Genomic DNA, 18925 nt, shown 5'->3' on the forward strand with positions numbered 1-18925 from the left:
AAAGTGCAGATAAACGTGCGCAACATTATAGGACTTCTGTTTGTGGTGGCCGTCATGATTGTCGGCCCCATTGTGCTTGCGCGCCATATGCTCGCTCAGGGCCGGACGGACGCCTTCCTGGCTGACCAGCCAAATTACCTGGCGCATACACCGCCGCCGAAGAAGGTCAAGATGACGCCCAAGCTGGCGCGGCTGCTGAAGAAAGAGATGCACGCTGTGGAAGCTGTGCCGCGGGTGTTCCTGACCCGCCTGCCCGAAGGCCTTCCTGAGGTGAATGATGCCAACCGCAAGAAGCGGCTGTTTACGTCCACACTGCTGCCGATTGTGCTGCGCGCCAATGAGCTGATCATCGCAGATCGCGGCCGCCTGCTGACACTCCGGACAAAGCTTGAAAACCAGGAACCGCTGAAGCGCGCCGAGAAAAAATGGCTGCGCCAGATGGCAAAGACTTACCGTCTCAAGCGCCGCCAGGACTTCCGCACCAAGGATATCGATTTCCTTCTCTATAAGGTTGATGTGATCCCGCCTTCGCTGGCTTTGGCGCAGGCCGCCATGGAATCGGGCTGGGGCACCAGCCGGTTCGCACAGGCTGGTAATGCCCTGTTTGGCGAGTGGGTGTGGGGCGATGCCGAAGGCCTGCTGCCGGAAAATCGCGATGAGGGAAAAACCCATAAAATCAAAAGCTTCGAGTATCTTCTTGATAGCGTGCGCAGCTATATGACCAACCTCAATCGCCACCCGAGCTATGAGGACCTGCGCCAACGTCGAGCAGAACTCAGGGAACTGAACATCGGTATCACGGGGGCGGCCCTTGCACCTGCGCTTGTGCACTATTCAGAGCGTGGCGCGGACTATGTCAGCGACATCCTGTCGATCATCAATTATAACGATCTGGACGGCCTCGACGGCGCCCGCCTTGTGGCTCAGAACTCATAATCAAACTCTTTTCCGGATACCCTTTTCATGACTGCTTCCGTCCCCGCCGTACGAACCGTCAAAGACCTGCGCGCGCAGGTATCCGCCTGGAAGCGCCAGGGCCTGACCGTCGGGCTGGTACCCACGATGGGCGCGCTGCACCATGGGCATCTGTCATTGGTGAGTGCGATTGCCGAAAAGGTCGATCGGGTCGTGGTGTCCATCTTCGTCAACCCCACCCAGTTTGGTGAAGGCGAAGATTTCGACGCCTACCCCCGCACGGAAGAGGAAGACCGGATAAAGCTGGCGACCACACCCGCAAACCTGGTGTTCGCGCCCAATGGGGCTGAGATGTACCGCACCGGGCATGCCTCCACGGTCACCGTCGCGGGCCTCACGGACCGGCTTGAAGGCGCCTCCCGCCCCGGCCATTTTGACGGCGTGGCCACGGTGGTGACCAAACTGTTGCTGCAATGCCTGCCGGATGTGGCCATCTTTGGCGAAAAGGACTATCAGCAGCTGGCGGTGATCCGCCGCTTTGTGGCCGACCTGGATATCCCGGTGGAGATCATGGGCGGCAAGCTGATCCGCGAAGAGGACGGCCTCGCCGCTTCGTCGAGGAATGCCTACCTGAACGTTGAAGAACGCGCTACCGCAGGCAAGTTCAATGTGATCCTGCATGAGTTGGTCGCAGATGTGGCGGCAGGAGCAGACTTGCGAAACGCCGAGGAAACCGCCACCCAGAAGCTGCTGGACGTGGGCTTCAAGGCCGTAGATTATGTCTCAATTGTTGACGCCAACTCATTGGAACTTATCGATAAAATCGGTGCACCCGCGCGTGTACTGGCTGTGGCACGCATTGGCAGTGTGCGGCTCTTGGACAATATGGCCATTGAACCGAAATAGGCCCAAATAGAAACGGGGCACTCACGGGCGCCCCGCTTCAAGCTTTACCGTTTCAGACAAATCCTATTCGTCGGCCTCGTCCTTCTTCAGGTCCTCTTCCCGCTCGCGCGGCTCGGGCTCGCGTGGGAAGCGTTCGTCCCGCATGGCGGCATTATAGACAAAGCTCGCCATAATCACCGCGGCCTGCTTGAGGTCTTTTTCAAACGCATGGTCATAGGTGTCGGCAGTGCTGTGATGCAGCCTGCTGTCGTAATCGAGCGGGTCCTGGATGAACTGAAAGCCCGGCAGGCCGATATCGTCGAACACCTCGTGGTCTGTGCCGCCGGTATCGTTCATGGTGACGGTATCAGCGCCCAGGTCATGGAACGGCTCCAGCCACGTCTTGAAGATCGCGGCAGCTGCGGCATTGCCTTCGGCATAGACACCGCGGATTTTGCCTGAGCCGTTATCCAGATTGAAATAGGCGGAGAAACGGTCGAATTCCGGCTTTTTCGCAATCGGGAACATGCCGAATTCCCTGGCATAGGGTTCCATATATTTGAGCTTTTCGTCCTCACGCGCCGGGCGGGTGGCCAGATGGTTCTTCACATATTGGTACGAACCATAATAGCCCTGCTCTTCGCCGCCCCACAGCCCGATGCGGATGGTGCGCTTGGGCTTGATACCAATGGCCTTGAGGATGCGCACAGCTTCCATGGTCACCGCCACGCCCGCACCGTTATCCACAGCGCCGTCGCCCATGAACCAGCTGTCCAGGTGGGCGCCCAGCATCACAAGCTCAGGCCTGCGGCCCTGCCCCGGAATGTCGGCCAGTGTCGAATAGGACTGCATATCGTCCGTGTGATAGCGGGCCTTCACCTCAAGGCTCAGGCTGACAGGCAGGTCTTCGTTCAGCAGGCGCACAGCCCGGTCATAATGCTCGGATGCCATGCGCACGGCAGGGATGCTTGGCAGCTCGCCTTCCAGATACTGGTATCCCGTGGCGTCGATCAGCAGGTTGCGGCGCGGGGACCGGCGCACGATGGCGGCAGCCGCCTCTGCTTCCAGAAAATCGGTGAGATAATAGCCCCAGCTTTTATAGCTCACCCAGGAATCGTCACCCGGTGCGCCTTCAGGCACGTCATAGGCGCTGACATCCTCAAGCTCACCTTCCGTATACCGCAGGATCGATTCGTTGGCGTGCCGCCGGTCTTCGGCGTTTAATTCTGTCGGGTCTTTGTAGGGCCTGACAGCGTCTACCAGCACAATCTTGCCCTTCAGCTTGCCTTTGTATTTTTCGAAATCAGCTTTCGATTTCATCGGCGCGAAGACCACCTCCCCCGTCACCGGGCCATCGGTGCCGGGATACCAGCTGATCGGCAGGGCATAAAGCTGGTCGGTGCGCGGCGCCGTCATGCGCACGTCCACACTTTCCCATGTCCAGCCCGGCCCGAAGTCGAAGCCTTCAAGGCGGGCATTTTCAAGGCCCCAGGCGGTCAGCTGGTCACGCGTCCATTCATTCGCCTGCGTCATGGCCGGGGACCCGGTCAGGCGTGGGCCGATCCGGTCGGTCAGATGATGCAAGGTCTTCATTACCTGCGAGTGGTTGAAGCCTTCATCCCGTATTTTGGAGATCACCTCCAGGTCAGGGGCGTCATCTGCCCAGGCGCCGCCCCAAAGACCGCTGATGCCAATCGCAACAGATGCGGCAAGAATCGATTTCTTGATCATGATTTTCCTTTTGAACCAATTGTCAGCGTCAAGGCCATGTCCCCTGGCCACACACCCAAAAGTTATACCGGCCAGCCCCGCTGGCTGTATGCGCCTTAGCGACTAACCGTCCTATTCCGGCGATGAACCGAACAGACCAGGGCCTAGAGCCCGTCCATATACCATTCGTACTGCTGGAACGGCTTCAGCGGTTCCATGCCAGAGAGCACAAAGCGTGTGTCGCAGGACCAATCCTCAAAACGTTTCAGAAGCGGCCAGAGCTCATGTTTCCACGGTGGGTTCACCCGGTTGACCGCACCGATCATATAGTCCGGGAAGCGCAGGAAATGGCCAAAAGTGTGGCTTTCCTCGATGATGACTTTCGACAAGCGCCCCAGGAAACACACCCGCTCCACCAGGCGGAGGCCATAGCCTTCCGGCATCATGGCAATTTCTTCGGCAATGCGGGCGCTGACACGTTCTGTGATGGCGCCGTCGACCTTGATATGGTCTTCCACGTGGGAGAATTCATCGCCTTTCATGGCATTGGCATCCGCCAGCGCCCGGCGCCGAAGGTCAGACGGCAGCTCAAGGAAGCCACTGACCATCCAGAAAGCAATCCGGTTCTTCAGCCGCTCGACCGACCCACCCTTGATGACAAAATCATCGCCACCCGCCTTGAGGCCACCCCGGATGATATCAATGTCGTCATAGCCCGTGAGGTAAATCACCGGCATATTCTTCAGGCCCTGTTTTTCAAGTGAATCGACAAAGTCGAACCCACCCTCGCCTGGCATCTGCACATCGCTGATGATCAGCGACGGCCGGTGCGCGCGCGTGACGCTGATGGCTTCCTCAACAGTTTCCGCGATCAGGGTTTCAAAGCCGAATTGCTGGACGGCGGCAGCCTGAATCCGCAGGACGACAGGCTCATCATCCACCAGCAATACAAGACCTTTGTCCATATTGTGCGTGCCCTAGAGAAGGAACAGGGCAGCAAGCCCCAGGAAAACAAAGAAGCCTACCACATCTGTGATTGTGGTGACAAAAACGCTGGAGGCAATCGCAGGGTCAGCCCCCGCCCTATTGAGCCCAAGGGGGATCAGAACGCCGCTGAGGCCTGCCACCACCATATTCACCAACATCGCAACGGCAAACAGGCCGCCCAGAAAGGCATTGCCAAACCATGCCCAGGCGACAAACCCGGAGAAGACCGCAAGAGCGAAGCCGTTCACGGCCGCCGCCATCAGTTCCCGGTTCACAACCCGGAGGGCGTTGGTCGAGCTGAGTTCCTTGGTGGCAATTGCGCGCACGGCAACTGTCATTGTCTGGGTGCCCGCGTTGCCGCCCATGGATGCCACAATCGGCATCAGGACCGCCAGGGCCACCATCTGTTCGATCGTGGCGTCAAACAGGCCAATCACCACTGACGCCAGAATCGCGGTACCCAGGTTCACGAAAAGCCAGGTGAAACGGTCTTTCGTCACCTCAATGAAATTCTCGTTCACGCCGGATTCTTCGGACACACCGGCAAGGGCCAGAATATCTTCCTGGGCCTCGTCGCCGATCACTTCGACCACGTCATCCACCGTAACCACACCAACAAGGCGCTGGCTCTGGTCAACCACACCGGCGGAAATCAGGTGGTATTTACTGAACTGGTAGGCCACTTCTTCCTGGTCGGCCGCAACGTCGACAAGCGTGGGATCATCATCCATGATCTCGCCAATGGTGACAGGCCGGTGCGTGCGCATCACGCGCGACAGCGGTACCGTACCCACCGGCTTGTGCGACGGGTCAACCACGAAGATGTCATAGAAATCGTCCGGGATATCTTCATTTTCCGACCGCAGATAATCGATGGTCTGCCCGACTGTCCAGAACTCGGGCACCGCCACCAGATCGCGGCTCATCAGACGACCGGCGGATTCTTCCGGATAGCTCAGGCTTTCCTCGATCGCCACCCGGTCGTCAGCGGCCAGCGAGCGCAGAACCTCTTCCCGGTCTTCGGCACCGAGTTCCTCAAGAACGTAGACCGCATCATCGGTCTCGAGCTCGGTCACCGCGTCGGCAATCTGCTCGTTCGGCATATGCTCGTAAAGGTCAGCCTGGGCCGCGCCCTCAACTTCGACCAGAACGTCCGGGTCCAGCCGTTCCCCGAGAAGCTCAATGAAGCCAACCCGCTGCGGCGACGACATAACCTCAAGAAGGTCGGCGATATCGGCGGCGTGGAGGTCTTCAACCAGCTCGACAGCCTGGTCCTGGTTGTTTTCGCGAACGGCGCTCAGGACCTGCTGGATAAATTCCTTATCCTGGTGAACCTCAAGCTCAGGGCCTTCGGCATGCTCGTCTTCTGGCTCGCGGTCATTGTTGTGCGGCGGCTCACCTTCAGGTGGCATGGTCAGCACATCATCTTCAGGCAGGTTTGGATTTTTGTCCTTTTCAGCCATGTATGCCTCCCCTGATGTCCCTGAAATCATGTTGGTTTTCGAGCGCACCCCCAACCGGTGCATGGTATGCCCTCTAGTGATAAAAGAAAGGTCCTTAGGTTTCCAGCGAAACGATGAAAAAAGATGCGGCTATAAGCGCCGGAAGTAGAAAACGGGCCCAAAATGAAAGAAAGCCCGCAGGGCGTTCCCTACGGGCTTTCATTGGTGCGGCCGAGAAGACTCGAACTTCCACGGGATATTATCCCACAGCGACCTCAACGCTGCGCGTCTACCAATTCCGCCACGGCCGCGAGGTCGGGCGCTTATCTATCAAGGAAGCCCCTATGCCGCAAGCGGAAAATGACATGATTTTGAAACTATCTGAAAAAGCCCGGTTTTCCGGGCGACAGGCTGGGAAAGTGGGGGCTATACCTGAAGCTGGCTCATCATTCGGGTGATGGACACGCCGATTTTCTCGCCCACGATCATGATTTCACCGCGCGCGATCAACTCATTATTGGCGTAAACCCAGCATTCGTCTTCATGCTTGGCATCCAGGTCAATCACCGCGCCCCGGCCCATTTTAAGGAGCTGCCGGATCGGCATGTGGGTACGCCCGAGCACGACGGTAATTTCAACGGTAACCCTGTTAACAGCCTGAAAATTCATTATTTCCTCATCCGGAAGTGCCTTCGGGCCAGCTTGCCACGGCATCCTTATCAAATGATTAACCCAAAAGATTGGGCCACATCAAGCGCCGTCGTGGCCAACTGGCCCGGAAACTTGCTTGGCTCAGCTGCTCAAAAGCGGTATGTAACGCGCAACGTTTAGGTATTTTGTGAGTTTAAGGCCATGGCAGACCAGTTTCCCCTTGAGTGGCGAATCAGCGACGAGCTTGTCGCCTACCCCGATGCGCTTGAAGAGATGGAAGAGCGCGTGCGCGCGATTCGTGCGGGCGAAGCGGCTGAAATGGTCTGGTGTCTCGAACACCCACCGCTCTATACCGCCGGCACCAGTGCCGACCCGGCCGACCTGGTGGACCCGGACCGCTTCCCCGTTTATGACGCGGGCCGCGGCGGACAATATACCTACCATGGCCCCGGCCAGCGCGTTGTCTATTTCCTTCTCGACCTGAAGAAACGCGGCAAGGATGTGCGCCAGTTTATCTACGGCCTTGAAGAGGTGATCGTGCAGTCGCTGGCGAAATTCGGCGTGACGGCAGAGCGCCGCAAGGGCCGCGTGGGCGTGTGGGTTGAGCGTGGTGGTGGGCGCGAAGACAAGGTTGCCGCCATCGGCGTGCGCGTGCGCCAGTGGGTCACCTATCACGGCATCGCCATCAATGTGGAGCCTGACCTCTCGCACTTTGAAGGCATCGTGCCTTGCGGCATTTCAGAGCACGGCGTGACCAGCATGGCTGACCTCGGCCTGCCGATCACCATGGATGACCTGGATGTGGTGCTAAAAGAAGTGTTCGACGACATCTTCGGCCTTGAAGCCCGCCGGATGACACTTGAGTATCAGGAAGCACCCGAGGGGCCGACCACTAAGCTGCCGTATGAGGCCCAGCCCACAGAAAGCGGCGAAGTGGACGCAGGCGAGCCAATCGAGGAAAGCCACCCGGTCTTCCAGATTTAAACAGCTTCTGCTGATCCAAATGGTTTGAGCGACGTCAGCATGGCGTCGTCCACGCCCTTGCCGCGCGGCAGGTCTGTTTCCCCCACCTGCACCTTTTCACTGTTGAAGGCAGTGATATGGGCCTTGTTCACCACATAGGACCGGTGCAGGCGAATGAAGCCTTCCGGCAGGTCTTCAAGAGCCGCCCTGATGGACCCGTGGGCCACCAGCTTTTCGCCGTCCACAAGGAAATAGCTGACATAGTTGCCCATGCTTTCCAGATACAGGATATCGGCTGGGTCCAGAAGGTATGTCCGGCGGTTGGCGCGTACCGCCACCTGCTCAGCCTGCCCTGACACCCGGTTCTTTTCCGCTTCCACCAGATACAGCTGGAACATCTTGGCCGCCGCCACAAACACCACCGTGGTGTTGACCAGCAGGACGGCACGCACCAGCGCGCCAGGGTCAAAGAACGGGTCGGCCTGGCCAAACAGCAGCTTTTCGTAGAAAAAGTAGGCCGACAGCCGGTGCACCAGCCCCGCCAGGACAATCAGGCCCGCGTACGACAGCAGGAAGCGGCCATACTGGCGCACCAGCAGGAAGCGCGGCATCAGCACATAGATCATGGCATAAACGGCCGCAAGGCGCGCGGGCAGCAGCACGAATTCCAGATAGAAGGACGCGAAATAGCCCTTGTCCGGCTTCATCCACACAAGGCTGAACAGCACATAATAGCCGACCCAAAAGAGGATATGCGTGAGCACGCGTGACCCGAACAGGTAAAAGCTCTGCCTGATCTCCTCGTGTGGTTGTTCCCCCGTCATCGAAACCCCGCCTTTGATGTAAATTTATCCGCTGTTCGTATAAAGCCGCCTTCCGAACCGGCCCGCTGCCGCCCATCGTTGCGTCCTGCACAGCTTTTGTATCCACGCTAATTGACGGAATGGCAATGATCCAATCTTTTCTAAAAACCGGCCTTCTGGCCACGCTTCTTCTCTCATCAACCGCCGCTTTCGCCGATGATCTGGCACGCCGCGCCAGCTGGCAGGCACGCTTTAACCCGCAGGAAACTTCGGGCATGACAATCCGCGAACTGACGGCAGGCTCCCCACTCGCCGAAGCCGGGCTGAGGGTCGGCGACACGATACTGAAAGTGAACGGCCAGACAGCAACATCCGGCCCCAACTGGTTCGACATGACAGATGCGCTGATGGCTGGCCGGCCCTATGAGCTTCTGGTGCGCCGCGGCGTTGACGTGCTGTCTGTTTCCGCCAGCTTCCCGCCAGTCGCGCTTGAAAACCATGATGGGCTTGAAACCATCTATGACAGCATCACCAGCGATTACGGCATCCGCCAGCGGGTGATCATCACCCGGCCTGAAGGCATCACGGCTGACGCCCCCGGCCCCGCAATCTTTGTGCTGCAAGGGCTGAGCTGTTCATCCATCGAGGCCACACCGGGACGCAGCTCCAATTATATCCGCATCCTGACAGACCTGGCGGAGCAATCTGGCATGATAATGATGCGCGTTGAGAAGCCCGGCATGGGCGACAGCGAGGGCAACTGTTCGGAAACCGATTTCCGGACAGAGCTGAACGGCTATGAAGTGGCGCTCAGGAAGCTGCAGGCGCTGCCGTATGTGGACGCGGGCCGTATCCTTGTGTACGGCAACAGCATGGGCAGCGCGCTGGCGCCCTATTTCGCCAACAAATTCGGCCTGAATGCGGTGATTTCCGACGGCACCTACTATCGCACCTGGTTCGAACATATGCTGGAGATCGAGCGCCGCATCAAACAAATGCAGGGCATGGACGAAAGCACCATCAATGACCTGATCAACAGGGCCTATATCCCGCTTTACTACGGCATGCTTATGGAAGAAAAATCATACGCTGACGTGATCCGCGAAAAGCCAATGCTGGCGGAGCATAACTATCATGGCCCGATGCATATGTATGGCCGCCCCATGACATTCTATCACCAGATGCAGGATTTCGACGTGGCCGGCAACTGGCAGAAACTGAAGGCCCCCGTGCGCATCCGCTGGGGCACCAATGACTGGATCATGTCGGAGTATGACAGTGACATGATCATGGAGGTGCTGACGGCGGCTGGCCATGAGAACGCGGAGCTTTACAAATATCCCGGCATGGACCATTGGGCCACAATCCACGAAAGCCCTGCGAACAGCTTTGGCGGCAAGCCCGGTGTGTGGGAAGACCGCATCAGCGGGCAACTGGTGGAATGGGCGAAGGATCTGAACAGCCAGGCTAACGCCTTGGGGGCTGACTAAACGGTCGGCTTGACCTCGAACCGGTGCGGCACCATGCCCTGCGCCGGTTCTTTCTCCACGCGCTCTACGTCCGCGGCAGGCGGGCCATTCAGGCACAGTTCCAGCATCAGGTTGACGTCTTCGGCGTGGCCATAGAACAGGGCCTCCACCGTGCCGTCCAGCCGGTTCCGCACCCAGCCGTGCAGGCCAAGGCGCCTGGCTTCCTCTTCCGTCCAGCCGCGATACCAGACGCCCTGCACTTTGCCGTATATGCGGGCACGCACAGCGATCCATTTGGTGGCGTCAGACATGGGATGACCTCTTAAGCACTCAATACGTCAGCCAAGCGTTTCATAAAGGCATCGCAGGCGTCAAGCTGGCTTTTGTCGATAAATTCATTGGGTTTGTGGGCCTGGGCGATATCGCCGGGGCCGCACACCACGGCTGGGAAATCGATCGACTGGATATGTCCGGCCTCGGTGCCGAAGGCCACCACGGTCGTATCGTTTCGGCCCGCGAGCGCCAGCGCCAAAGTCTCAGCGTCCGAGCCCGGCTCGGCCTTCAGGGGCGGCAGGTAAGCCCACACGGCATTTTCCGCCCGGCATTCCGGGAAGCTGGCCTCAAGGTGCGGGTTGATCACATCACTGAGGAAATCGGTATAGTCCTTGAGGGTCGCCGCCGGGTCCGCGTTCGGCACGGCGCGGAACTCCCAGTCGAACTCACAATAGTTCGGGATGATATTGAAGGCGCTGCCGCCCTTGATCGGCCCCACATTGAAGCTGGTGTAGGTGGGGTCGAAACTGTCGTCATGGGGCCCGTGGATGCGTGCCTTGGCCGCCAGGCTGCCGATAAAGGTAATCAGCTCCGCCGCCACAGCCACCGCGTTGACGCCGTCCTCTGGCCGGCTTGAGTGCGCCTCCCTGCCCCAGATGCGGGTTTTCGACACATACTGCCCCTTGTGGGCATTGGCCACCTGCATCGATGTTGGCTCCCCCACCACAACAAGGCGCGGCTGGGCGATCTGGTCCTTCAGGACCGGCAGCAGCGACTGGATACCCAGGCAGCCGACTTCCTCGTCATAGGTGAAGGCAAAATGGATCGGGCGCTTCAGGTTTGCGGCCTTGAACTGCGGCACAGCCGCCAGCGCACTGGCGATAAAGCCCTTCATGTCGGCGCTGCCGCGACCGACCAGCTGCCCGCCTTTTTCAGTCAGCGTGAAGGGGTCTGTGGCCCAGTCCTGCCCGTCCACCGGCACCACATCGGTGTGGCCCGACAGCACAACACCCCCCGGCACATTGGGCCCGATGGTGGCGATGATATTGGCCTTTGACTTCTCGTCATTGAACTGAATTTTCGATTCAATATCAAAGCTCTGCAGGTAACTTTGAATGTAATTTATCAGCTCAAGATTCGACAGCCGACTGGTGGTATCATACCCCACCAGCCTTTCAAGAATGGCCTGCGTGTTTTGTGTTTCGCGCGCCACCCTATTCGAACTCAAGGATCACGGCATCGACCGCCAAGCTGTCGCCCGCCGCCGCATTCACCGCTTTGACAACCCCATCTTTTTCGGCGCGCAGGATGTTTTCCATCTTCATGGCTTCCACCACCGCCAGCGCCTGGCCAGCCTTGACCTCATCGCCCTCACCCACATTCAGGGACACCACAAGGCCCGGCATCGGGCACAGGAGGAATTTGGATGTATCCAGCTCCACCTTCTCCGGCATCAGTTCATAAAGCTTGGCCGCGCGTTCAGTCTGCACCCGGATGTCCATGGACACGCCGTCGCACGTCAGGCGCACGCCAATCGGCAGGCGGTCGATCTCCATGGCATAGTCCACATCGCCGATCGTGGCATGGAACACCGGCTCGCCCGGCATCCAGCTACTGACGATATCCACATGCTTCTTGCCGATGATGACTTCCGCGTGGTCTTCCTGCGGAATAATGCCTGTGGTGGCGCTGTCACCATTGATGGACACCACCCAGGGCCGCTCCTGCGGGCCGTGAGGCTCCGAAATCTGGCCCTCAATCTGTGTCTCGCGGGATTTTTCAACCGCATTGATAAAGGTGGCCGCCACAATCATGGCTTCCTTCACCTCGTCCCTGAGCACACCACCTTCAAAGCCGTCAGGATACTCCTCGGCGATGAAATTGGTGGTCATGTCGCCCGCCTGGAAGCGCGGGTGCGCCATCAGGGCCGCCAGGAACGGGATATTATGGCCAATACCGCGGATATAATATTCGTCCAAAGCCCGGCGCTGGGCCGCGATAGCCTCGTCCCGTGTTTTGCCCGTGGTGATCAGCTTGGCGATCATCGGGTCATAGAACATGGAGATCTCAGCGCCCTCGAACACGCCAGTGTCCACGCGCACGGCCTCATCCTCAGATGGGCGTACATAACGGGACAGGCGGCCAATGGACGGCAGGAAGCCGCGGAACGGGTCTTCCGCATACACGCGCGTCTCGATGGACCAGCCCTCAAGCTTCACGTCGGCCTGTGTCATGGTCAGCTTTTCGCCGTTCGCCACACGCAGCATCTGCTCCACAAGGTCCACGCCCGTGACCTGCTCCGTCACCGGGTGCTCCACCTGCAGGCGGGTGTTCATTTCAAGGAAATAGAAGTTCTTGTGCTTGTCGACGATGAACTCGACCGTGCCGGCACTGCAGTAATCCACGGCTTTAGAGAGCGCCACCGCCTGCTCGCCCATGGCTTTGCGGGTGGCTTCATCGAGGAACGGCGATGGGGCTTCCTCCACCACTTTCTGGTGACGACGCTGGATCGAACACTCGCGCTCGCCCAGGTAAATCACGTTGCCGTGCTTGTCGCCCAGCACCTGGATTTCAATGTGGCGGGGTTCTTCAACGAACTTCTCGATAAACACACGGTCATCGGCGAACGATGTGCGCGCCTCATTCTGGGCGGAGATAAAGCCTTCCTTGGCCTCGTCGTCATTATAGGCAATGCGCATGCCCTTACCGCCACCGCCCGCAGACGCCTTCAGCATCACGGGATAGCCGATCTCAGCGGAGATTTTCGCGGCTTCCTCAGCGTCCTTGATGATGCCCATATGGCCCGGCACTGTCGAGACACCCGCTTCCGCCGCCAGCTTCTTACTGGTGATCTTGTCACCCATGGCGTTGATGGCCTTGGGGTCTGGCCCGATAAAGGCAATGCCCGCCTTCTGCACGGCTTCCACGAAGCTCGCGCGCTCAGACAGGAACCCGTAGCCCGGGTGAATGGCCTCGGCGCCCGTATCCTTCGCGGCCTGCAGGATCTTGTCCGCCAGCAGATAGCTTTCCGCAGCCGCTGGTGGGCCGATATGAACAGCCTCGTCCGCCATTTCAACATGCAGCGCGTCAGCGTCTGCATCGGAATAAACGGCAACCGTCTTGATGCCCATACGCCGCGCCGTCTTGATCACACGGCACGCAATTTCACCCCGGTTGGCAATCAGGATCTTACTGAACATAAAACGGTTCCCTTATTCCTTGTTTTTCTTTTTCCGGCGCCCTGACGCCAGATACCACAGCGCGCCGATAACGGCTGCGCCCAGCATGAAATAGATACTGCCGCCGCCACCGCTGAACATGGTGGCGCCCAGCGCGAAGCCGAATACGCCGCCCAGCACAAAGGCCCAGACGGCAACAGAGCGAAGCTCGGAGCGCTTGGCGATACCGCCTACCTTGTCTTCCGCGTCTTTGGGGATTGGCCTAGCCATTGGCTGCCTCCTTAGCCGTCAGGGCCTTCAGTTTCCTGTCAGCCATGCGGCCATAGATTACCGTGGCTGGCCAGATCAGCATATTGGCCCAGCCCGCCCACATGGGGGCAAGCTGGAGCGGCAGGAAGGCCGCACCGATGGTCAGAAGCGGAATGACCGCCACAATCAGGAACATGTTGGCGTGGGTTTCCACGTGGGTGCGTTCAAGGTCCGTCAGTTCCAGATCATCCGCGCTGGCTAGGGCAATCCGGTAGAACCACACAAAACACAGGAACACAGCCGAAAAGCCACCCGCATAAAGGGTGTATAGCAAAACGAACTGATCAGGCCTGAAGGTCACCATCGTCGGCATATCAAGCCCCAGCCACCCGGAAAGGATCACATAATTCACCACCACAGTGGCGAGGAACTTGAGCGGATAGACAAACAGAAGCACCAGGAACAGCAGCACGCCGTTCGCCCACACCACTTTCCCGGTATTCAGGCCAAACTGCCTGAAGAAGCGGTAATGCCAGTACCAGATAAAGACCAGCAGCATGAATGTCAGCGCGAAGGCCGGAAAGCCCAGCACCATGGCGAACAGCTCATCCAGCGATGTCGGCACTTCCATGGAGACGATCAAGAGTGTGATGGCAAAACCGATCACAGCGTCAGTCAGGCCTTCAAGGCGGCTGACATGCGTCCCCCGCACCCGAATGCCGGCCATTTCCTCGTCCACCGATGTCAGCATATGCCGCCGCATCCCAGTTTACTCCCCCTTATCGTCCTGTTTATCGTCCTTGCCGATGTCCTTCATCATGTCGGCGTTCTTCTTGAACAGCCAGAAGGCGAAGGCGAACATCAACAGGCTCACGCCGCCTGCATAGCGCATCAGATCGTCGGTGCCGTACCTGAGGTACGTGCCCACAACCATGATCAGCCCCACGATCAGGCAGCCCCAGATGCCAATTTTCTGTGTCGTCGTCACGCTATAGCCCTCCCCGGCTTTCGCTTAGAGCGGAATATTGTCGTGCTTCTTCCACGGGTTCTCAAGATGCTTGTTCGCCAGCTTCTTCAGCCCCGTGATGATGCGCTTGCGCGTTGAGTGCGGCATGATCACTTCGTCGATATAGCCGCGCTGCGCGGCCACGAACGGATTGGCGAACAGGTCTTCATATTCCTTGGTGCGCTCGGCGATCTTTTCCGGGTCATCCCGATCCTTACGATACAGGATTTCCACCGCGCCCTTGGCGCCCATCACCGCAATCTCAGCCGTCGGCCAGGCGTAGTTCAGGTCCCCGCGCAGGTGCTTGGAGGCCATCACGTCATAAGCGCCGCCATAGGCCTTGCGGGTAATAACCGTGATTTTCGGTACCGTGGCTTCGCCATAGGCAAACAACAGCTTGGCGCCGTGCTTGATGATGCCGCCATATTCCTGCGCTGTACCCGGCAGGAAGCCCGGCACGTCTACAAGCGTAATGATCGGAATATTGAAACAGTCGCAGAAGCGCACGAAGCGCGCAGCCTTCTTACTGCTGTCGATATCCAGACATCCGGCCAGCACCATCGGCTGGTTGGCCACGATACCGACCGTTTCACCGTCCATGCGGGCCATACCGATGATGATATTGCCGGCGTGGTTTGGCTGAAGCTCGAAAAAGTCGCCCTCATCCACCATCTTGGTGATCACTTCATGCATGTCGTACGGCTTGTTGGCGTTCGACGGGATCACATTATCCAGCGATTTTTCAATCCGGTCCGACTTGTCAAAGCTTGGGCGAACCGGCGGTTTTTCCCGGTTGTTGAGCGGCAGGAAGTCATAGAAGCGCCTGAGCTGCGCCAGCGCTTCCACGTCATTCGCAAACGCCTTGTCCGCGACGCCTGATTTGGTGGTGTGGGTCGAGGCCCCGCCCAGCTGTTCCTGGGTGACCACCTCGTTGGTTACGGTTTTCACCACATCCGGGCCGGTTACAAACATGTAGGAGCTGTTCTCGACCATGAAGATGAAGTCTGTCATGGCAGGGCTGTAGACAGCACCCCCCGCGCATGGGCCCATGATCATGGAAATCTGCGGCACCACGCCGGACGCCAGCACGTTTTTCTGGAACACGTCAGCGTAACCGCCCAGTGCCGCAACGCCTTCCTGGATACGCGCGCCGCCACTGTCGTTCAGGCCGATCACCGGCGCGCCCACCTTCATGGCCATATCCATGACCTTGATGATTTTTTGCGCGTGTGTGGCCGAGAGAGATCCACCGAAAACGGTGAAATCCTGGCTGTAGACATAGACAAGGCGGCCATTGATGGCGCCCGAACCGGTCACCACACCGTCGCCCGCGAACTTGGTGTCGCCCATGCCGAAATCGTTGCAGCGGTGCTCGACGAACATGTCATATTCTTCAAAGCTGCCTTCATCGAGGAGAAGCTCGATCCGCTCCCGCGCTGTGAGCTTGCCGCGTGCGTGCTGTGCGTCGATACGCTTCTGGCCACCGCCCAGGCGGGCCTGCGCCCGCTTTTCTTCCAACCGCTCCAGGATTTCCTTCATAGATCCGCCTTCCCTCGGTTTTTATTGTGCAGGGCAGCAAATGCCAGTGCCAGCGCCCCTTAGCGGCCTTTACCGCCGCAAATATTGACTCTTATTATCCTGTCCTTCAGACAGTTTCCAGCGTTTTATTTCGCAGGTGCGAAAGGAACTCGCCTGCCGTCACAAGGTCGGCATAGGCGGCTTCCCGCTTGTCTTCCACTTCCGCGTCCAGGCCCCAAAGTTCCTCCTGATGCAGGCTGTCGAGTATACTGGCCTGCCACACAGCTTCGAGCGGACTATAGTCCTTCATGTAGGCCAGCGCCAGAACCAGCGAACCAAGCACGTTGGTAAAGGCATGCAATACTGTCAGTTCAAAGGCGTCATGGCCCACAACGTCAGCCATCAAGGCCTTCAGGGCCTCATCGTCCTGCGCCACCGGCATGATGCCGTCTGTCACCGTGAGGTCCGCGCCCAGTGTCTCGCTTGCCCAAGCCAGATACGGGTCCCACACTTCGTTCTGGCGGGCCACAAGGTCCTCGGGTTCCGCTGCCCGGTAACATAGCAAATCCGTGCCGCCAAAGGCCGCCACTTCGCGTACGACATCATCGTGGCGCAGCGCCACGCGGTCCAGTGCCGTGTAGGCCAATTGGGTTTTGGGCATGGTGGCGGGCACAATCTTGTCGCCTTGCGCGCGCCATTCGTCCGCCACAGCTTCCGCCAGCGACCGGGTCGGCAGTACAAGTGTTGCCTTGGCAGGCGTCTTCACCAGCCGCCCGTCCAGCGTGATCACATGGCCGGTATCCGCCGCTTCGGTAGCGACATTCTCGTAAAATCGTTTCATGCTTCAGTCGTCTGTCTTCTTGTCAGCTTCTGTATCCAGCGTCTTTTCCGCCTTCATCTGGCGGGTCACTTCGGCCAGTTTACGGCGCGAATGACGCGCCTGCTTGCGCTTGCTGGCCATGCGTTTTTCCGTGGCTCCACTTTCCACCTCAAAGCTGCCTGCATAATTGAGGCTGGATTTTTCCTTCTCGCGCCGCGGCGTGCTGACGATGTCATAACCCAGGAAGCGGTTGCCCAGCTGGGGTTGGCGGTAACACAGCAGCAAAAACATGGCGAGGAAGATCAAGCAGCCAATGAGCAGAACATAGAGGAAATCACCGCTTTGCGCCGCCAGGGCGAAATAGGCGACCACCGCCGCCGCACCCGTGATCGCAGACGCAATCAGGAAGCCGATGCGCGGGCGCAGGGCCTCCGCCTGCAGGTCGTCTTTTTCTTCCTTGTTGAGTTTGTCGCGTATCATGTTGCTATCCAATCAGGGCCTTAACGGCCTTTGGTATGTCATAAAAGGATGTCGCCACGTGGGCCGCGCCTGCGCCAGTCAGTTCATCCGTGTGGTGATAACCCCAATCCACACCAATGCCGCCGCACGGCGCGTTCCTGGCCATCATCATATCAAAGCTGGTGTCGCCGATCATCACTGTCTGATCCGCATGGCTGCCAGCCTCCGCGATCGCGGTGTGGATCATGGACGGATGCGGCTTTGACGGATGCCCGTCTGCCGTCTGAAGGGTAACGAAATGATGCCCGATGCTGTGTTCCTTCAAAACCCGCTCAAGCCCGCGCACACTGTTGCCCGTGGCCACACCCAGCACATAACCATCGGCGTTCAGGCTTTCAAGAACCTCAAGCGTGCCGGGATACAGTGGGTCTGGCCCTGCGGCTTGTTCCACCCTTCGCTTGTAGAAATTGGCCTTGTATTTCTCCGTCGCAAGCTCGTGGAAGGCGCGCTCCGCTTCAGGCAACAGTGCTGCCATGGCTTCCACGAGGCTCAGCCCCACGATTGCGCGCACTTCGGCGTCCGTCAGAACCGGCAGACCCAGCTCCTCGAACGTCTCGTGCATGGTGCCGACAATCATATGCTGGCTGTCCACCAACGTGCCGTCGCAATCAAAAATTACCAGTTTATTCACGTGCGCCCTCTTTTGGCAAAGTCCCTGCTTGTCTAACGTCCGCCGTCATGCTCGCAACTCCGTCTGAGCCTTTTGATACAAGTGCTGAAAATGATGCATCACAGGCCGGTAACATCCACTATTCATTGCACTTTTCCGAAGCGCCTGTATCTCCAGGTCGGCAAACACCGGCTGGTCTCGAACGATGTTCAACCAATATTCGGATTCTTCAGCGCGGTCTTCCACTGACATGTCATCGCGCCCTGGGGAATCCAGGTGCACAGTCGTGACCTGTGGTATCGAGGCAAAGTGCATATTTGCCTCCTTAAACCATTGCCGCCACATATGCAGGTCCATCCAAACACCCTTGGGCGCAGGTTCCCAGCCACGCGGCAGCTGATGATAAGAGCTTCTCTTATGTACGACCGTACTTGTTCCGACAAAGTTGAATTTGAGATTAAGCAACGTATCCCGGCAGAATTTTTTCCCAATATCGCCTGTAAGAATGGACGCCTCCTTGGCGCCATCCACGACGAAATTCAGGCTGTTGCAGAAGTCCGCACCTGTTTCTTCCATGCCTGACCGCATCACCTCCAAATGGCGGCTATGCCAGACATCATCGTCTCCCAGGTAGGCGATATACACCCCATTTGAGGCAAGGACTGCATTGTGGCGCTGGGTTTCGCCCTTGCCCGCATCTTTGGGATTATCAATGAAACGTATCCTGTCGTCTTCCGCGCAGAAGCGTTTCATGATGTCCCGGGTTCGGTCCGGCACGCCATCTCCAGCAACAATCACCTCAAAATCCTGCATCGATTGCTCCTGGACGCTTTTGAGCGCCCAGATAATTGTATCTGCGTGATTGAAGGTTGGTATGATTACTGAAAATAGCGGCATGGGTTGTCTCAGATCCTTCATTTGCGCAG

19 protein-coding genes, 1 tRNA gene and 1 pseudogene are annotated in these 18925 nt (G+C 58.4%); 4 read left to right on the forward strand and 17 right to left on the reverse strand.

What is annotated here, in order from left to right; all coding sequences use genetic code 11:
* Positions 1 to 15: 15 nt before the first annotated feature.
* Together KORLAC_RS12655 and panC are read left to right on the forward strand one after the other, a co-directional pair.
* The gene (locus KORLAC_RS12655) at positions 16 to 936 is read left to right on the forward strand and encodes a glucosaminidase domain-containing protein (RefSeq protein WP_160328632.1); all 921 of its coding nucleotides are present in this window, start codon (positions 16 to 18) and stop codon (positions 934 to 936) included.
* Between the two features lie 27 nt (positions 937 to 963).
* On the forward strand, positions 964 to 1821 hold the full coding sequence (gene panC / locus KORLAC_RS12660; RefSeq protein WP_068307029.1) for a pantoate--beta-alanine ligase: 858 nt from the start codon (positions 964 to 966) through the stop codon (positions 1819 to 1821).
* A gap of 63 nt (positions 1822 to 1884) precedes the next feature.
* On the opposite strand, the gene KORLAC_RS12665 is transcribed toward panC, so the two are convergent.
* The 5 genes from KORLAC_RS12665 to KORLAC_RS12685 form a co-directional block, all read right to left on the reverse strand.
* Positions 1885 to 3531, reverse strand: a complete 1647-nt coding sequence (locus tag KORLAC_RS12665) for a M20/M25/M40 family metallo-hydrolase (RefSeq protein WP_068307030.1) — start codon at positions 3529 to 3531, stop codon at positions 1885 to 1887.
* A 143-nt stretch (positions 3532 to 3674) separates the two neighbouring features.
* Positions 3675 to 4475 carry a response regulator gene (locus KORLAC_RS12670; RefSeq protein WP_068307031.1) on the reverse strand — a complete coding sequence of 267 codons (801 nt, stop codon included), beginning with the start codon at positions 4473 to 4475 and terminating at the stop codon, positions 3675 to 3677.
* 12 nt (positions 4476 to 4487) lie between these two features.
* Positions 4488 to 5960: a magnesium transporter gene (gene mgtE, locus KORLAC_RS12675; protein WP_241493413.1), complete on the reverse strand. Its 1473-nt coding sequence runs from the start codon at positions 5958 to 5960 to the stop codon at positions 4488 to 4490.
* A 202-nt stretch (positions 5961 to 6162) separates the two neighbouring features.
* Positions 6163 to 6250: transfer RNA gene (locus tag KORLAC_RS12680), tRNA-Leu, on the reverse strand.
* 115 nt (positions 6251 to 6365) lie between these two features.
* Entirely contained in the window at positions 6366 to 6608 is a 243-nt protein-coding gene (locus tag KORLAC_RS12685) for a FliM/FliN family flagellar motor switch protein (protein WP_068307032.1), read from the reverse strand.
* A 183-nt stretch (positions 6609 to 6791) separates the two neighbouring features.
* Between KORLAC_RS12685 and lipB the strand changes: the two are divergent.
* Positions 6792 to 7427 (forward strand): annotated as a pseudogene (gene lipB, locus KORLAC_RS12690) (lipoyl(octanoyl) transferase LipB); the annotation flags it as partial.
* A 143-nt stretch (positions 7428 to 7570) separates the two neighbouring features.
* Here lipB and KORLAC_RS12695 read toward each other — a convergent pair.
* The gene (locus KORLAC_RS12695) at positions 7571 to 8377 is read right to left on the reverse strand and encodes a LytR/AlgR family response regulator transcription factor (protein WP_068307033.1); all 807 of its coding nucleotides are present in this window, start codon (positions 8375 to 8377) and stop codon (positions 7571 to 7573) included.
* A 125-nt stretch (positions 8378 to 8502) separates the two neighbouring features.
* Here KORLAC_RS12695 and KORLAC_RS12700 point away from each other — a divergent pair, with 125 nt between their 5' ends.
* A complete protein-coding gene (locus KORLAC_RS12700; protein WP_068307034.1) occupies positions 8503 to 9846 on the forward strand; it encodes a PDZ domain-containing protein in 1344 nt (447 codons plus the stop codon).
* Here the strand turns inward: KORLAC_RS12700 and KORLAC_RS12705 are convergent.
* From KORLAC_RS12705 to KORLAC_RS12755, 11 genes are all read right to left on the reverse strand, one after another.
* Positions 9843 to 10136, reverse strand: a complete 294-nt coding sequence (locus KORLAC_RS12705) for an acylphosphatase (RefSeq protein WP_068307035.1) — start codon at positions 10134 to 10136, stop codon at positions 9843 to 9845. The two genes, KORLAC_RS12700 and KORLAC_RS12705, sit on opposite strands and share 4 nt — an antisense overlap.
* Positions 10137 to 10147: 11 nt before the next feature.
* Entirely contained in the window at positions 10148 to 11326 is a 1179-nt protein-coding gene (gene argE / locus KORLAC_RS12710; protein WP_082714661.1) for an acetylornithine deacetylase, read from the reverse strand.
* On the reverse strand, positions 11313 to 13298 hold the full coding sequence (locus tag KORLAC_RS12715; protein WP_068307037.1) for an acetyl-CoA carboxylase biotin carboxylase subunit: 1986 nt from the start codon (positions 13296 to 13298) through the stop codon (positions 11313 to 11315). Before KORLAC_RS12715 ends, argE begins: the two co-directional genes overlap by 14 nt.
* Before the next feature lie 12 nt (positions 13299 to 13310).
* On the reverse strand, positions 13311 to 13547 hold the full coding sequence (locus tag KORLAC_RS12720; protein WP_068307038.1) for a hypothetical protein: 237 nt from the start codon (positions 13545 to 13547) through the stop codon (positions 13311 to 13313).
* Positions 13540 to 14289 (reverse strand): TMEM175 family protein, encoded by a 750-nt coding sequence (locus tag KORLAC_RS12725; protein ID WP_068307039.1) that lies wholly within the window; start codon positions 14287 to 14289, stop codon positions 13540 to 13542. Before KORLAC_RS12725 ends, KORLAC_RS12720 begins: the two co-directional genes overlap by 8 nt.
* A gap of 6 nt (positions 14290 to 14295) precedes the next feature.
* On the reverse strand, positions 14296 to 14514 hold the full coding sequence (locus KORLAC_RS12730; RefSeq protein ID WP_068307040.1) for a hypothetical protein: 219 nt from the start codon (positions 14512 to 14514) through the stop codon (positions 14296 to 14298).
* Positions 14515 to 14538: 24 nt separating this feature from the next.
* Positions 14539 to 16071, reverse strand: a complete 1533-nt coding sequence (locus KORLAC_RS12735; protein WP_068307041.1) for an acyl-CoA carboxylase subunit beta — start codon at positions 16069 to 16071, stop codon at positions 14539 to 14541.
* Between the two features lie 106 nt (positions 16072 to 16177).
* Entirely contained in the window at positions 16178 to 16891 is a 714-nt protein-coding gene (locus tag KORLAC_RS12740) for an ATP12 family chaperone protein (protein WP_068307042.1), read from the reverse strand.
* Between the two features lie 3 nt (positions 16892 to 16894).
* Positions 16895 to 17350 (reverse strand): hypothetical protein, encoded by a 456-nt coding sequence (locus tag KORLAC_RS12745; RefSeq protein WP_139167635.1) that lies wholly within the window; start codon positions 17348 to 17350, stop codon positions 16895 to 16897.
* A 4-nt stretch (positions 17351 to 17354) separates the two neighbouring features.
* A complete protein-coding gene (locus KORLAC_RS12750) occupies positions 17355 to 18020 on the reverse strand; it encodes an HAD-IA family hydrolase (RefSeq protein ID WP_068307044.1) in 666 nt (221 codons plus the stop codon).
* Between the two features lie 45 nt (positions 18021 to 18065).
* Positions 18066 to 18917 carry a glycosyltransferase family 2 protein gene (locus KORLAC_RS12755; protein WP_082714662.1) on the reverse strand — a complete coding sequence of 284 codons (852 nt, stop codon included), beginning with the start codon at positions 18915 to 18917 and terminating at the stop codon, positions 18066 to 18068.
* Between the last annotated feature and the right edge of the window lie 8 nt (positions 18918 to 18925).

It is taken from the genome of Kordiimonas lacus (assembly GCF_001550055.1).
Lineage (GTDB): Bacteria > Pseudomonadota > Alphaproteobacteria > Sphingomonadales > Kordiimonadaceae > Kordiimonas > Kordiimonas lacus.

Coding starts and splice junctions, on each gene's coding strand:
- KORLAC_RS12745 (WP_139167635.1), bottom strand. CDS start 17,350: ATGATACGCGACAAACTCAACAAGGAAGAAAAAGACGACCTGCAGGCG.
- mgtE (WP_241493413.1), bottom strand. CDS start 5,960: ATGGCTGAAAAGGACAAAAATCCAAACCTGCCTGAAGATGATGTGCTG.
- KORLAC_RS12755 (WP_082714662.1), bottom strand. CDS start 18,917: ATGAAGGATCTGAGACAACCCATGCCGCTATTTTCAGTAATCATACCA.
- KORLAC_RS12725 (WP_068307039.1), bottom strand. CDS start 14,289: ATGCGGCGGCATATGCTGACATCGGTGGACGAGGAAATGGCCGGCATT.
- panC (WP_068307029.1), top strand. CDS start 964: ATGACTGCTTCCGTCCCCGCCGTACGAACCGTCAAAGACCTGCGCGCG.
- KORLAC_RS12685 (WP_068307032.1), bottom strand. CDS start 6,608: ATGAATTTTCAGGCTGTTAACAGGGTTACCGTTGAAATTACCGTCGTG.
- KORLAC_RS12715 (WP_068307037.1), bottom strand. CDS start 13,298: ATGTTCAGTAAGATCCTGATTGCCAACCGGGGTGAAATTGCGTGCCGT.
- KORLAC_RS12735 (WP_068307041.1), bottom strand. CDS start 16,071: ATGAAGGAAATCCTGGAGCGGTTGGAAGAAAAGCGGGCGCAGGCCCGC.
- KORLAC_RS12720 (WP_068307038.1), bottom strand. CDS start 13,547: ATGGCTAGGCCAATCCCCAAAGACGCGGAAGACAAGGTAGGCGGTATC.
- KORLAC_RS12665 (WP_068307030.1), bottom strand. CDS start 3,531: ATGATCAAGAAATCGATTCTTGCCGCATCTGTTGCGATTGGCATCAGC.
- KORLAC_RS12740 (WP_068307042.1), bottom strand. CDS start 16,891: ATGAAACGATTTTACGAGAATGTCGCTACCGAAGCGGCGGATACCGGC.
- KORLAC_RS12700 (WP_068307034.1), top strand. CDS start 8,503: ATGATCCAATCTTTTCTAAAAACCGGCCTTCTGGCCACGCTTCTTCTC.
- KORLAC_RS12705 (WP_068307035.1), bottom strand. CDS start 10,136: ATGTCTGACGCCACCAAATGGATCGCTGTGCGTGCCCGCATATACGGC.
- KORLAC_RS12670 (WP_068307031.1), bottom strand. CDS start 4,475: ATGGACAAAGGTCTTGTATTGCTGGTGGATGATGAGCCTGTCGTCCTG.
- KORLAC_RS12695 (WP_068307033.1), bottom strand. CDS start 8,377: ATGACGGGGGAACAACCACACGAGGAGATCAGGCAGAGCTTTTACCTG.